The 13,510-nt window shown below is 69.2% G+C and carries 16 protein-coding genes; 3 read left to right on the top strand and 13 right to left on the bottom strand.

The window, feature by feature from the left end:
- Positions 1-92: 92 nt before the first annotated feature.
- The 9 genes from KIT53_RS06915 to KIT53_RS06875 all read right to left on the bottom strand — a co-directional run bounded on the left by KIT53_RS06915 (position 93) and on the right by KIT53_RS06875 (position 9,366).
- Positions 93-761: an HAD-IA family hydrolase gene (locus KIT53_RS06915; RefSeq protein ID WP_297403332.1), complete on the bottom strand. Its 669-nt coding sequence runs from the start codon at positions 759-761 to the stop codon at positions 93-95.
- Positions 758-2,833, bottom strand: a complete 2,076-nt coding sequence (gene tkt / locus KIT53_RS06910; RefSeq protein WP_297403330.1) for a transketolase — start codon at positions 2,831-2,833, stop codon at positions 758-760. The genes KIT53_RS06915 and tkt overlap by 4 nt, the downstream gene beginning before the upstream one ends.
- Positions 2,830-3,708, bottom strand: a complete 879-nt coding sequence (locus tag KIT53_RS06905; RefSeq protein ID WP_297749621.1) for a phosphoribulokinase — start codon at positions 3,706-3,708, stop codon at positions 2,830-2,832. The genes tkt and KIT53_RS06905 overlap by 4 nt, the downstream gene beginning before the upstream one ends.
- Before the next feature lie 50 nt (positions 3,709-3,758).
- Positions 3,759-4,847 carry a class 1 fructose-bisphosphatase gene (locus tag KIT53_RS06900; protein ID WP_297749618.1) on the bottom strand — a complete coding sequence of 363 codons (1,089 nt, stop codon included), beginning with the start codon at positions 4,845-4,847 and terminating at the stop codon, positions 3,759-3,761.
- Entirely contained in the window at positions 4,838-5,599 is a 762-nt protein-coding gene (gene rpe / locus KIT53_RS06895) for a ribulose-phosphate 3-epimerase (RefSeq protein ID WP_297402834.1), read from the bottom strand. The genes KIT53_RS06900 and rpe overlap by 10 nt, the downstream gene beginning before the upstream one ends.
- Positions 5,600-5,633: 34 nt before the next feature.
- Complete coding sequence (locus KIT53_RS06890; protein ID WP_297402830.1) at positions 5,634-6,404, bottom strand: HAD-IA family hydrolase; 771 nt, start codon at positions 6,402-6,404, stop codon at positions 5,634-5,636.
- Entirely contained in the window at positions 6,397-7,365 is a 969-nt protein-coding gene (gene cbbX, locus KIT53_RS06885) for a CbbX protein (RefSeq protein ID WP_297402828.1), read from the bottom strand. The genes KIT53_RS06890 and cbbX overlap by 8 nt, the downstream gene beginning before the upstream one ends.
- Positions 7,366-7,385: 20 nt before the next feature.
- Positions 7,386-7,835, bottom strand: a complete 450-nt coding sequence (locus tag KIT53_RS06880) for a ribulose bisphosphate carboxylase small subunit (protein ID WP_297402826.1) — start codon at positions 7,833-7,835, stop codon at positions 7,386-7,388.
- A 61-nt stretch (positions 7,836-7,896) separates the two neighbouring features.
- On the bottom strand, positions 7,897-9,366 hold the full coding sequence (locus KIT53_RS06875) for a form I ribulose bisphosphate carboxylase large subunit (protein ID WP_297402824.1): 1,470 nt from the start codon (positions 9,364-9,366) through the stop codon (positions 7,897-7,899).
- Between the two features lie 105 nt (positions 9,367-9,471).
- Between KIT53_RS06875 and KIT53_RS06870 the strand changes: the two genes are divergently transcribed.
- From KIT53_RS06870 to KIT53_RS06860, 3 genes are all read left to right on the top strand, one after another.
- Positions 9,472-10,413 (top strand): LysR family transcriptional regulator, encoded by a 942-nt coding sequence (locus KIT53_RS06870; protein ID WP_297402822.1) that lies wholly within the window; start codon positions 9,472-9,474, stop codon positions 10,411-10,413.
- 230 nt (positions 10,414-10,643) lie between these two features.
- On the top strand, positions 10,644-10,889 hold the full coding sequence (locus KIT53_RS06865) for a hypothetical protein (RefSeq protein ID WP_297402820.1): 246 nt from the start codon (positions 10,644-10,646) through the stop codon (positions 10,887-10,889).
- A 158-nt stretch (positions 10,890-11,047) separates the two neighbouring features.
- Positions 11,048-11,266, top strand: a complete 219-nt coding sequence (locus KIT53_RS06860) for a hypothetical protein (RefSeq protein WP_297402818.1) — start codon at positions 11,048-11,050, stop codon at positions 11,264-11,266.
- Here the strand turns inward: KIT53_RS06860 and KIT53_RS06855 are convergent.
- The 4 genes from KIT53_RS06855 to KIT53_RS06840 form a co-directional block, all read right to left on the bottom strand.
- Positions 11,258-11,752 (bottom strand): GFA family protein, encoded by a 495-nt coding sequence (locus tag KIT53_RS06855; protein ID WP_297402817.1) that lies wholly within the window; start codon positions 11,750-11,752, stop codon positions 11,258-11,260. The two genes, KIT53_RS06860 and KIT53_RS06855, sit on opposite strands and share 9 nt — an antisense overlap.
- The gene (locus KIT53_RS06850) at positions 11,749-12,099 is read right to left on the bottom strand and encodes a hypothetical protein (protein ID WP_297749611.1); all 351 of its coding nucleotides are present in this window, start codon (positions 12,097-12,099) and stop codon (positions 11,749-11,751) included. The genes KIT53_RS06855 and KIT53_RS06850 overlap by 4 nt, the downstream gene beginning before the upstream one ends.
- Before the next feature lie 100 nt (positions 12,100-12,199).
- Entirely contained in the window at positions 12,200-12,442 is a 243-nt protein-coding gene (locus KIT53_RS06845; protein ID WP_297402573.1) for a glutaredoxin domain-containing protein, read from the bottom strand.
- A 17-nt stretch (positions 12,443-12,459) separates the two neighbouring features.
- Positions 12,460-13,464, bottom strand: a complete 1,005-nt coding sequence (locus tag KIT53_RS06840) for an NAD-dependent epimerase/dehydratase family protein (RefSeq protein WP_297402571.1) — start codon at positions 13,462-13,464, stop codon at positions 12,460-12,462.
- Between the last annotated feature and the right edge of the window lie 46 nt (positions 13,465-13,510).

The following is a 13,510-nucleotide window of genomic DNA, read 5'->3' as shown; positions in this document are numbered from 1 at the left end:
CTGGAAGTTCTGGATGGCGCTGCGCAGCACGTTGCGGCCGATGCGGCCGAAGCCGTTGATGCCGAGGCGGAGGGGAGCTTTCTGTGTCATGGTCAGTGAAGAAGGGCCGAGAGGTTGTCGATGACGCGATCAGGTTCGCAAGCGGTGATGGGCTCGCCCATGTTGTAGCCATAGGGCAGGGCCCAGACGCGCACGCCCGCGTGGCGCGCGGTGGCGACGTCGATGGACGAATCGCCCACGAAGAGCGCGCGCTCCGGTGGCACCTGGAACTGCGACAGGCAGCTCTGGATGCCGGCCGGGTCGGGCTTTTTGGTGGGCAGGGTGTCGCCGCTGACGACGCGGTGAAACAGGGGCGCGAGACGGTGCGCGTCGAGCACGGTGGCGGTGTAGCGGCGCTCCTTGTTGGTGACGACGGCGAGCTTCACACCGCGTTCGCGCAGGGCGGTGAGGGTTTCGCGCACGTGGGGGTAGAGCTGGCTGCGCGTGCCGCAGCGGCGCTGGTAGTGGCGGTCGAACTCGGCGGCGATCAGCGGCAGGGTGCCGCTGGCGCGCACCACGTCCACGCCGGTCTGGCCGGCCGAGGCCAGGGCCTGGATCAGCAGCTCGCGCGTGCCGTGGCCGATCCAGCGCTCCACCTGCACCTGCGACACGGCAGGCAGGTCGAAGCGCACCAGGGTGTCGTTGACGGCGTCGCCGATCTCGCCAGCGGTGGCGACCAGCGTGCCGTCGAGGTCGAACATCGCCAGGTCCACGGCGCTCATGCGGCCTCCACCTCGATGCCCGCACGCACGCGCGGGCGCGGGTGCAGCAGCGCGCGCACCTCGTCGGCCACGCGCGCGGCGGTGATGCCGAAGTGGGCGTACAGGTCTTTCGCGGGGGCCGATTCGCCAAAGGTGCTCATGCCGACCACGCGGCCGCTGCGGCCCACGTATTTGCGCCAGAAGTCGGGGTGCGCGGCTTCCACCGCCACGGCCGGCAGCGCGGGCGGCAGCACCTGGTCTTGCCAGGCGGCGCCCTGCCGGTCGAACACGCTGGTGCAGGGCATGGAGACGACGCGCACGGCGATGCCTTCGGCCGCGAGCGCGGTCTGCGCCTGCAGGGCGAGCACGGTTTCGGAGCCGGTGGCGACGATGACGGCCTGCGCGCCCGCCATGTCCGAGAGCACGTAGCCGCCGCGCTGCACGGCGGCGGCGCGGGTCTCGTCGCCCAGCGGCGGCAGGTTCTGGCGCGAGAGCGCAAGCGCGGTGGGGCCGTCGCGGCGCTGCAGCGCGTGGGCCCAGGCCACCGCCGTTTCCAGCGCATCGCCGGGGCGCCACACGTCCAGCCCCGGGATGAGGCGCAGGCTGGGCACGTGCTCCACCGGCTGGTGGGTGGGGCCGTCTTCGCCCAGGCCGATGCTGTCGTGCGTGAAGACGTGGATGACCTGCAGCTTCATGAGCGCGGCCATGCGCACCGCGTTGCGGCTGTAGTCGCTGAAGGCGAGGAAGGTGCCGCCGTAGGGGATGAAGCCGCCGTGCAGCGCCAGGCCGTTCATGATCGCGGCCATGCCGAACTCGCGCACGCCGTAGCTCAGGTGGTTGCCGCCGGTGAAGCGCCCGGCCTTGTCGGGGCCGGCGGTGACACAGCCCTTGAAGTGGGTGAGGTTGGAGCTGGTGAGGTCGGCGCTGCCGCCGAAGATCTCGGGCAGCAGCGGCGCCATGGCGTCGAGCGCGAGCTGGCTGGCTTTGCGCGTGGCCACGGCGTCGCTGCGCTGGCCCAGGGCGGCGACGATGGCGGGCAGGCGCTCGGCAAAGCCCTCGGGCAGCTCGCCGAGCAGGCGGCGGTCGAACTCGGCGGCCTCGGCCGGGTAGGCCTCGCGGTAGGCGGCGAAGCGGGCCTGCCAGTCGGCTTCGAGCGCGTGGCCGCGCTCGGTGGCGTTCCAGGCGGCGGCGATGTCGGCCGGGATCTCGAAGGGCGCGGCGCTCCAGCCCAGGGCGTCGCGCGTGGCCTGCACCTCGGCCGCGCCGAGCGGGGCGCCGTGCACGTCGTGGCTGCCCTGTTTGTGGGGCGCGCCTTTGCCGATGACGGTCTTGCAGCAGATCAGCGTGGGCTTGCCTTCGGCCTGCGCGCTGGCGCTGCGCGCGCGCCGCAGCGCCGCGTCAATCGCGCCGGGGTCGTGGCCGTCGACGGTGACCACCTGCCAGCCGTAGGCGGCGAAGCGGCGCGGCGTGTCGTCGGTGAACCAGCCCTGCACGTGGCCGTCGATGGAGATGCCGTTGTCGTCGTAGAGCGCGATGAGTTTCGAGAGGCGCAGCGTGCCGGCGAGCGAGCAGGCTTCGTGGCTGATGCCTTCCATGAGGCAGCCGTCGCCCAGGAACACATAGGTGTGGTGGTCCACGATGGCGTGGCCGGGGCGGTTGTATTCGGTGGCGAGCAGCTTCTCGGCCAGCGCCATACCCACGGCGTTGGCCAGGCCCTGGCCGAGCGGGCCGGTGGTGGTTTCCACGCCGGGGGTCACGCCCACCTCGGGGTGGCCGGCGGTCTTGCTGTGCAGGCGGCGGAACTGGCGCAGGTCGTCCATCGACAGCTCGTAGCCGGTGAGGTGCAGCAGCGCGTAGAGCAGCATGGAGCCGTGGCCGTTGGAGAGCACGAAGCGGTCGCGGTCGAACCAGTGCGGGTGGGCCGGGTTGTGGCGCAGGTGGCGGTTCCAGAGCACTTCGGCGATGTCGGCCATGCCCATGGGCGCGCCGGGGTGGCCGGACTGCGCGGCCTCCACCGCGTCCACCGCGAGCAGGCGGATCGCGTTGGCCATGCGGCGCGCGAGGTCAAGGTTGGGGGGCTGGCGGTTGCTCATGCCATCACCCTCTGCTTCCTTTCCATCATCCGCCAGATGAAGGGCGTGAAGATGAGTTGCATCGCCAGCTCCATCTTGCCGCCGGGCACGACGATGGTGTTGGCGCGCGACATGAAGGAGTCGTGGATCATGCTCAGCAGGTACTGGAAGTCGATGCCCTTGGGCTTGGCGAAGCGGATGACGACGAAGCTCTCGTCGGGCGCGGGGATCTCGCGCGCGATGAAGGGGTTGGAGGTGTCCACGCAGGGCACGCGCTGGAAGTTGACGTGGGTGTGCGCGAACTGCGGGCAGATGTAGTTCACGTAGTCGGGCATGCGGCGCAGGATGGTGTCGGTGACGGCCTCGGTGCTGTAGCCGCGCTTGGACTTGTCGCGCCAGAGTTTCTGGATCCATTCGAGGTTGATCACGGGCACGACGCCGATGAGCAGGTCGGGATGCTGGGCGATGTTGACTTCGGGCGTGACCACGGCGCCGTGCAGGCCTTCGTAGAACAGCAGGTCGGTGTCTTTGGGCAGTGCCTGCCAGGGCGTGAAGGTGCCGGGCGCCTGCTTCCAGGGCGCGGCCTCTTCGGCGTCGTGCAGGTACTTGCGCGACTGGCCGGTGCCGCTGCGGGCGTAGCTGGCGAACAGCGCTTCGAGCTCGGGAAAGAGGTTGTTCTCGGGGCCGAAGTGGCTGAAGTGGCCGTTGCCCGCGCGCTCGGCTTCGGCCTGGCGCAGTTTCATTTCCTGGCGGTCGTGGCGGTGGAAGCTGTCGCCTTCGATGATGGCGGCGGTGACGCCTTCGCGGCGGAAGATGTTCTCGAAGGTGCGGGTGACCGAGGTGGTTCCCGCGCCCGACGAGCCGGTGATGGCGATGATGGGGTGGCGCTCAGACATGGTGATGTCCCGTGGAGTTGAAGAATCGGGGCGGCGCAGGCGGCGGGCGCTCAGACGCGGAACAGGCTGCGCTCGTGGAACAGGGGGTTGTCCAGGTCTTTGCGCGCGGGCGGCTCGGCGTGGTAGCGCTCGATGCGCTCGACCTCGTGCTTCGAGCCGAACACCAGGCCGATGCGCTGGTGCAGGGCCTCGGGCTGCACGCCGAGCATGGGCACGCGCCCGGTGCTGGCGCGGCCACCGGCCTGCTCCATGATGAAACCGATGGGGTTGGCCTCGTAGAGCAGGCGCAGGCGGCCGGGCCGGGCGGCATCTTTCGTGTCCCGGGGATACAGGAACACGCCGCCGCGCATGAGGATGCGGTGCGCCTCGGCCACCATGCTGGCGATCCAGCGCATGTTGAAGTCCTTGGCGCGCGGGCCGGTGCGCCCGGCCAGGCACTCGTCCACGTAGCGCTTGACGGGCGCTTCCCAGAAGCGGCTGTTGGAGGCGTTGATGGCGAACTCCTGCGTGTCGGCGGGCACGGTGAGCTCGGGGTGGGTGAGCATGAATTCGCCGAGGTTGGGGTCGAGGGTGAAGCCGGCCACGCCGTTGCCCACGGTGAGCACGAACATGGTGGTGGGGCCGTAGAGCGCGTAGCCGGCCGCGACCTGCTGCGTGCCGGGTTGCAGGAAGTCGGCTTCGGTGACTTCGCGGTCGTCGGCGGCCGGCGCGCGCAGCACCGAGAAGATGCTGCCCACGGAGACGTTGACGTCGATGTTGCTGGAGCCGTCGAGCGGGTCGAACACCAGCAGGTACTTGCCGCGCGGGTAGGTGCCGGGGATCTGGTACGGCGCTTCCATTTCTTCGGAGGCCATGCCCGCGAGGTGGCCGCCCCACTCGGTGATGCGCAGGAAGTACTCGTTGCTCAGCACGTCGAGTTTCTTCTGCGTCTCGCCCTGCACGTTGACCGTGCCGCCAGCGGCGGCGGCGTGGTTGCCCAGCACGTCGCCCAGTGCCCCGAAGGCGACGGCGCGCGCGATGGCCTTGCAGGCCATGGCCACGTCGAGGATGAGGGCGTTGAAGTCGCCGCTGGCTTCGGGGAAGCGGCGGCGTTCTTCGATCAGGTACTGGGTGAGGGTCTTGCGGCCGGTCAGTGGCATGGTGGGGTTCTCCGCGGGGCGTGGCTGGATGGGAATTCGGGGGTGGCGGCGGCGTGGCGCAGCGCGCTCATGACGCCGTGGTAACCACCGGACGCATCGGCGGCGCCGAAGATGGCGCTGCCGGCCACGCAGATGTCGGCACCGGCCTGCACGATCTCGCCGATGTTGTCGAGCTTGACGCCGCCGTCCACCTCCAGCCCGATCGGCTGGCCGCCGGTGGCCACGTGGGCGTCGATGCGGCGGCGCGCCTCGCGCAGCTTGTGCAGGGTGTGCGCAATGAAGGCCTGGCCGCCGAAGCCGGGGTTCACGCTCATGAGCAGGACCCGGTCGAGCTTGTCCATGACGTGGTCCATCCAGGCCAGCGGCGTGGCGGGGTTGAGCGCGATGCCGGCCTTGCAGCCGTGCGAGCGGATGAGCTGCAGCGTACGGTCCACATGGCGCGAGGCCTCGGGGTGGAAGGTGATGCAGTTGGCACCGGCCTTGGCGAACAGGGGCACGAGCGCGTCCACCGGCTCGACCATGAGGTGCACGTCGATGGGGATCTGCACATGCGGGCGGATGGCCTCGCAGACCAGCGGGCCGATGGTGAGGTTGGGCACGTAGTGGTTGTCCATCACGTCGAAGTGCACGAAGTCGGCGCCGGCCGCTTCGATGGCGCGCACCTCTTCGCCCAGCCGCGCGAAGTCGGCCGAGAGGATGGAGGGCGCCAGCCGCACGGCGCTCGACGGGGTGAACTGGGGCGGTCGGGACATGGTGGGGCGACTCGGTGTGGGAAAAGAAAGAAGCTCAGGCGGACTCGAAGAGCGTGGTGCCGGCGTGCCAGCGCCGCAGCGCCTCCACCGTGACCCAGCGCTGCTCCATGCCGGCCACGCCGCTGGGCAGGAGCTGGCCCACGTCGCCCAGGTGGGGCAGCACGAGCAGGGCGCCGTCGAAGCGGTGGTCGGCGGTGTGCACGGTGGGCGTGACCAGGGTCTGCAGCCCGGCGGCGGCGGCCGCGCGCAGGCCGTTGGCCGAGTCTTCAAAGGCCAGGCAGGCGCTGGCGGGCAGCCCCAGCGCGGCGAGCACCTGCAGGTACACCTGCGGGTCGGGCTTCTTGCGCGGCGCGGTGCAGGCGTCGCCGATGGCGGCGAAGTGGCGCTTCCAGTCGGGGCCCAGCGGGGTGCGCAGCAGGGCGTCGATGTTGGCCGGCGTGGTGGTGGTGGCGATGGCCAGGCGCAGGCCGCTGGCCAGGGCCTCGCGCAGCAGGCGCAGCACACCGGGGCGCAGCGCGAGCTGGCCGCCGCTCACGCGGCTTTCGTACAGGCGCGTCTTGATGGCGTGCACGCGCTCGATGGTGGCCTGGGCCGCCCTGCCGCCGGCCACATCGGGCTCGACCATGCGCCAGTGGTGGGCGATGCGCTCCTTGCCGCCCGAGACCTGCAGCAGGCGGGTGTAGGTGGCGTCGTCCCAGTGCCAGCCCAGGCGCACCTGGTCGAAGGCGTCGTTGAAGGCGGCGCGGTGCGCGGCCTCGGTGTCGGCCAGGGTGCCGTCCACGTCGAAGATGAGGGCTTCAAGCATGGCCGGCCCCTTCGGCGCCTTGGAAGAGGCGGCTGGCCAGGATGTCGGGCGCCTGCAGCGTGGTGAGTTCTTCGGCGGTGAGCTCGCGCTGCGGCTGCGCAAACAGGCGGCTGGCCTGGCGCAGGCGCGCGCGGTCCAGCGCGTTGCGCACGCTGCGCGCGTTGGCGAAGTGCGGCTGCTGCAGGCGCAGGCCCAGGTAGCGCTCGAAGGCCTCGGCGGCCTCGGGGCTGAAGCGGTAGTTCTGCTCGGCCAGCATCTGGCGCGAGATCTGCATCAGCTCGTCGGCGCTGTAGTCGGGGAAAGAGAGGTGGTGGGCGATGCGCGAGCGCATGCCGGGGTTGGACTGGAAGAAGGTGTTCATGCGGTCCTCGTAGCCGGCGAGGATGACCACCAGGTCGTCGCGGTGGTTCTCCATCACCTGCAGCAGGATCTCGATGGCTTCCTGGCCGTAGTCGCGCTCGTTCTCGGGGCGGTAGAGGTAGTAGGCCTCGTCGATGAAGAGCACGCCGCCCATGGCGCGCTTGAGCACCTCGCGCGTCTTGGGCGCGGTGTGGCCGATGTACTGGCCGACCAGGTCGTCGCGCGTGACGGCCACGAGGTGGCCTTTGCGCACATAGCCCAGGCGGTGAAGGATCTGCGCCATGCGCAGGGCCACGGTGGTCTTGCCGGTGCCGGGGTTGCCGGAGAAGCACATGTGCAGGCTGGGCGGCTGCGACGGCAGGCCCAGGTGGGTGCGCAGCTTGTCGATGACGAGCAGCGCGGCGATGTCGCGCACGCGCGCCTTGACGGGCGCCAGGCCCACGAGCTCGTCGTCCAGCTCCCGCAGCACGGCCTCGACCTGGGTGTCGGCCAGCACCGCGCCGACCGAGCGCGCGGGCGGCGTGGCCGGTGCCGGTGCCGCCGCGGTGGTCACGGCGGCATCGGTGGGGGGCGGCGTGCTGCCGGGAATGAGGTACGACATGGCGGCGCGCTCCCGAGCGCTCAGGCGGCGGTGTCGCGGTAGCGTTCACCTTCGGGCTGCACCGCGCCGTAGCCGCGCGTGGTGTAGCGCAGGCTGCGGCCGTTGACCTCCTGGCGCTCCAGCATGAAGCCGGGTTCGCTGGCCGGGCGGTTGACGATGAAGCTCATGGCGATGGTCTCGACGTTGCGCGTCGAGTCGAACGCCATCATGCGGATGTAGTGGCGCGGAAAGGCTTTGCGGCAGGCCTGCAGCTCCTGCAGCACGCCAGCGGCGTCGTGCAGGTCGAACAAGGGGTTGCCGTACATCGACCAGTAGGTGTTGCGCGGGTGCGGGTCGTCGGTGTATTCCACGCTCCAGGCGTAGCCCTTGCGCAGGCCGTACTCGATCTGCGCGGTGATCTCCTGGTCCGTGAGGTCGGGCAGGAAGCTGAACTGGCCTTGCGTGATGCGGCCGGTGGGGTTGGTCATCATGGTGAGAACTCCAAAAAATTTCCGAAGGGGCAGGCAAGCAGCGGCGCAGGCGGTGCGGCGTTCACGCCGCCACTGGCGTGGCCACGTAGTCGCTGCTGTCGGTGCTCTGGTAGTTGAAGCTGATCTCGCCCCAGGTATCGAGCGCGGCCTTGAGCGGGCTGCAGTGCTGCGCGGCCTGCTTGAGGATGGACGGGCCTTCCTGCAGCAGGTCGCGCCCTTCGTTGCGCGCCTTGACCATGGCTTCGAGCGCCACGCGGTTGGCCACCGCGCCGGCCTGGATGCCCATGGGGTGGCCGATGGTGCCGCCGCCGAACTGCAGCACCACGTCGTCGCCAAAGAGCTCGATGAGCTGGTGCATCTGGCCCGCGTGGATGCCGCCCGAGGCCACGGGCATGACCTTCTTGAGGTCGGCCCAGTCCTGGTCGAAGTACAGGCCGCGCGGCAGGTCGGTCTTGGTGTAGCTGTCGCGGCAGACGTTGTAGTAGCCCTGCACGGTGAGCGGGTCGCCTTCGAGCTTGCCCACGGCGGTGCCGGTGTGCAGGTGGTCGCAGCCGGCCAGGCGCAGCCACTTGGCGATCACGCGGAAGCTCACGCCGTGGTTCTTTTGCCGCGTGTAGGTGCCGTGGCCCGCGCGGTGCATGTGCATGATCATGTCGTTCTTGCGGCACCAGTTCGCCATGCTCTGGATGGCGGTGTAGCCGATCACCAGGTCCACCATCACGATCACCGAGCCCAGGTCCCTGGCGAACTCGGCGCGCTCGTACATGTCTTCCATGGTGGCGGCGGTCACGTTCAGGTAGCTGCCCTTGACTTCACCGGTCTCGGCGCTGGCTTTGTTGACCGCGTCCATCACGAACAGGAAGCGGTCGCGCCAGTGCATGAAGGGCTGGCTGTTGATGTTCTCGTCGTCCTTCATGAAGTCCAGCCCGCCCTTGAGGCCCTCGTAAACCACGCGGCCGTAGTTGCGGCCCGACAGGCCGAGCTTGGGCTTGGTGGTGGCGCCCAGCAAGGGGCGGCCGAACTTGTCCAGGCGCTCGCGCTCGACCACCAGGCCGGTGGGCGGGCCCTTGAAGGTCTTCACGTAGGCGACCGGGATGCGGATGTCTTCCAGCCGCGCGGCCTTCAGCGGCTTGAAGCTGAAGACGTTGCCGATCAGGCTCGCCGTCATGTTGGCGATGGAGCCTTCCTCGAACAGGATCAGGTCGTAGGCCACCCAGGCGAAGTACTCGCCCGCGCGGTTGGGCACGGGCTCGACCTTGTAGGCCTTGGCGCGGTAGCTGTCGCAGGCGGTGAGGCGGTCGGTCCACACCACCGTCCAGGTGGCGGTGCTGGACTCGCCGGCCACGGCGGCGGCGGCTTCCTCGGGGTCCACCCCGTCCTGCGGCGTGATGCGGAAGAGGCACAGCGTGTCCGTGTCCTTGGGCACGTAGTCGGGCATCCAGTAACCCATCTGCCGGTACTTGAGCACGCCCGCGCTGTAGCGCTTCTTGGCGTCGGTGATCTCGGTTGATCCAGTGGGGGCGTTGCTCATCGTTGGCTCCAAAAGTGGGGTTTGTCTGGGGTGGAGCGGACTGTAGATTTCAGTTTGAATAAAGTAAATTCACGATTTCTGGAAGTTCGATTAAGGAATTGCTGAATGAAGAACGCCACCTTTCGGCAGCTGCGGGTGTTCAGCGAGGTCGCGCGCCACCTCAGCTTTGCGCGGGCGGCGCAGGTGCTGCACCTCACGCCGCCGGCGGTGACCATGCAGGTCAAGGAGCTGGAAGGGCACGTGGGCATGCCGCTGTTCGAGCGCAACGGCCGCAAGGTGGCGCTGACCACCGTGGGCGAGTACATGCTGGTCTACGCGAGAAAGGTGCTGGCCACGCTCAAGGACGCGGAAGACGCCGCCGCGCGGCTGCAGAAGCTGGAGACCGGCACGCTGGTGATCGGCATGGTGAGCACGGCCAAGTACTTCCTGCCGCACCTGCTGGCCGAGTTCCGGCGCGAGCACGGCAGCATCGACATCCGCCTGGCGGTGAGCAACCGCGAGCAGCTGGTGAAGATGCTGCACGCCAACGAGGTGGACATTGCCATCATGGGCCGCCCGCCCAAGGAGCTGGCCACGCGCGCCGAGCCCTTCGCGGCGCACCCGCACGTGTTTGTGGCGCCGGTGGACCACCCGCTGGCGCAGGCGGGCCACGTGCCCGCGGCGCTGCTGCGCGAGTACGACTTCATCGTTCGCGAGCAGGGCTCGGGCACGCGCGCGGCGCTGGAGAAGTTTCTGGCCGACGAGCACGTGGAGCTGCGCGTGATCATGGAAATGGCGAGCAACGAAACCATCAAGCAGGCCGTGATGGCCGGCATGGGCCTGAGCTTTCTGTCGCTGCACACCATCGGCCTGGAGCTGAGCAACAAGCTCCTGGCCGTGCTGGACGTGGAAGGCGCGCCGGTGGTGCGCGCCTGGAACGTGGTGCACACGCAGTCCAAGCTGCTGTCACCGGCGGCCGAGGCGTTCCGGTACTTTGTGCTGGAGCGGGGGGAGGCTTATCTGGCGGAGAACTTTCCGATGGAGCTGGGAGAGCAAGGCGGCCGTTGAGCAGCCCGCCCTCAGCGCCCACTCAGGCGGCAAGGGCGGCGCTGCACATCGGCACAAGCCGCCATTGCCGTTCGCCGCTTCCCGTTGTCCCTCGTGAAAATTGCCACAACTCCTACAAAGCGATCGCGCCAGCCGTCATATTCTTGCCGCGCAACGGTGGCAGCATGTGCGAAGGAAGTTTCAAGTGCATGCGATCCATCCCTCGTTCAATTGCTTCTGGGAGTGCTTTCGTGTTTACCTACAAGATTTTTGGTGACCATCCTGGCTTTGCCGAAGGGCTGATCTTCAACAGCTGCGTGAAGAACCTGCAGCACCAGCCCGACCTGTGGCTCGACGAGTGCCCGTACCTCTACCCCCGCTCTTCTTCCCGCCTGCCCGAGGGGTTGCGCGTGGTGCAGCTGGCTTCGAGCGAAGAGCACAGCGCCCCGCTGGCCTCCAGGCCCTCGAGCCCGCCGCGCTGGATGCTCGCGGCCTGAGCCATCGGGCCGCCCGCCCCCGCGCCCAGCGGGGCTTCCCCTGTGTGGGACGCCTCCTACACACGCATTTTTGGTCTTCCTACACGGCGCAAACCACTTCAAATTCACACTTGCTTCCTGCTGTCACGGCCCGTTACCGTTGATTCAAGGAGATGGTGATGAAAGAGTTTTTCAAGCTGTGTGTGATCACTGTCGCCGGCATGGCGGCCATCGCCTCCATCCTTCATCTGGCGGTGGCGCTGGGGCAGAACCAGTCGCCCTGGGACGCGCTGATCTACCTCGGCCTGTCCACCGGGGCCCTGGGCCTGATGGGCCTGCTGGACACCGAGAAGCGCCTCGATCAGCAGATGAGCAACGCCCCCGAGGCTTCAGTCTGACGGCGCTTTGCCCACGTGCTGGCGGTGCCAGTCCTTGAGCGAGAAGTCGGGGTATTCGTCAAAACGCGGGTCGCCGCGGCGGCCCTCCACGCGAACCCATGGGGCCTTGGAGCCCAGCATGATGTGCACGTTCGAGGGCGGCACGGGCAGGGGCGTGTCGATGGCGCCCGCGTGCGGGTGCACCAGGTCGGGCCAGCTCGGGTCGTACAGCCAGAGGGCGGTGCCGCAGACACCGCAGAAGTGCCGCTGGCCGGTGCTGTGGCGCACCACCTCGTCGCCGTCGCGGAGGGTGGCCTGGTAGACGCGCAGGTGGCGCTTGCCCTTGACCTTCAGGGTGCGGTGGTCGGCGCCCAGGTTGATGGCGTAGCCGCCGGTGCCGGCTGTCTTGCGGCAGATCGAGCAGTAGCAGCGCATGAAGGGCACGGGCTCGGCCGAGTCGACCGAGAACGTCACCCGGCCACAGTGGCAGGAGCCTTCGAGCTTCATGGCAGGTTGCTGGGGAGCTCTTTCGGTTCTTCCGGCTTGACGGCCTGACCGGCCGCCGCCCCGCCGAGCGCGCCCGCCACGCCGCCGACCGCGCCGCCCACGACGACGCCCACCGGGCCGGCCACGGCCACGCCCACGGCGGCACCGGCGGCAGCGCCCACCATCACGCCGCCGCCCATGGCAACGGAATGGGCTTCGCGCTCGGCTTCTGCGGGACTGAGCTTGGCCTGCGCCGCGGGCCTGGGGTCTTGCGACGGAATGCCGTAACCGGGCTTGGCCTGCTCTTCAAGATCCTGGTCCACCACGGGTGCGGCCATGGCCGGGGTGGGTGTGTGGCTGATGCTCATGGTTGGAATCTCCTTGAAAGGTGGGGAGATTCCCATTGGGCGCGCCGGGCGCCCCGCAGGCTGTCGGACAACGCCTTGCAACGACGGGCGGCGGCCAGCCTCAGCGGTTGAGCTGCGCCAGCGCGGCTTGCAGCCCCTGGAGGCCGCCCACGCGCTGGTCGTTGATGAAGATCTGCGGCATCTGCCGCACCGAAGGCCCGCACTTTTCGTAGAAGGCGATGCGCTCGGCTTCGTCGTCGATCTTGATTTCCTCGAAACCGAGCGAGCGGGACTTGAGCAGCATCTTGGCCGACTCGCATTGCGGGCAGGCGGACTTGGAATAGACGACGATTTTGAGTGACATGGCCCGGAGTTTACGGGTCAGGCACGGCCTGCCACGGGCGTGGGGTTGTCGCGCCCGCCGAGGCAGCCGATGCCCTGGAGCGTGGCCTCGATGGCCTCGTCCAGCGGGGTGTGGGGCTCGCGGCCCAGCACCTGGAGCAGGCGGCGGTTGTCCATGCGCACTTCGCGTTGCCAGAGGTAGCGCATTTCGAGCAGCTCGCGCAGGGTGGTCACCAAGGGCGACGCCAGCCGGATGAGCCACCAGGGGAAGGGCTGGAGCGTGGGCGCGCGGCCGCCGTGGCGCACCACGGCGCGCTGGATGGCCTGGCCGAACTGGCGGCCGTCGGCGTCCCAGTGCCCGGCCATGTGGAAGGCCGCGAAGGCGGGCAGGTGCTCGCGCCGTTGCAGCAGCTCGACCATGGTGCGGGCCACGTCGGGCAGGTAGGCGAACTGGTGGCCCACGCCGGGGCGCGCGGGGAGCTGCACGCGGGTCACGGGCCGCCCGGGCTTGACCATGCCCTGCGAAAACCAGTTGTTGCCGGCCCGCGGGCCGAAGAAGTCCCCCGAGCGCACGATGAGCACGCGGATGTGGCCGGCTTCGGCGGCGTCCTGCAGGCGGCGCTCCAGCGCCACGCGGATGGCGCCCTTGCGGGTTGGGGGGTGCTGGGGCGAGTCTTCGGTGAGCAGCGGGAAGGCGTCGGGCCCGTGGTTGTAGACCGTGCCTGGCAGCACCACGGTGGCGCCATGGGCCCGGGCGGCTGCGATGGTGTGGTCGATCATCGGCAGCACCAGCTCGTGCCAGCGGCGGTAGCCCGGCGGGTTGACGGCGTGCACGATGACCGAGCAGCCTTGAGCGGCGGCCAGGACGTCGGCGGCGTTCATGGCGTCGCCCGCCACCCAGTCGAGGCCGTCGGCGGGGGGCGGCGTGCGCAGGCCGCGCTTCATGGCGCGCACCCGCCAGCCGGCCTGGCGCAGCTGGTGGGCGACCTCGCCACCAATGCCGCCGGTGGCGCCGAGCACGAGTGCGGTGTGGGGGGGATTCATGTCGATGCTCCAAAAAGGGTTTGCGATGGGTGGATTTTTCGCCCGC

This window comes from Hydrogenophaga sp., from assembly GCF_026125785.1.
Lineage (GTDB): Bacteria > Pseudomonadota > Gammaproteobacteria > Burkholderiales > Burkholderiaceae_C > Hydrogenophaga.
This window is presented reverse-complemented; position numbering and strand designations above follow the sequence as displayed.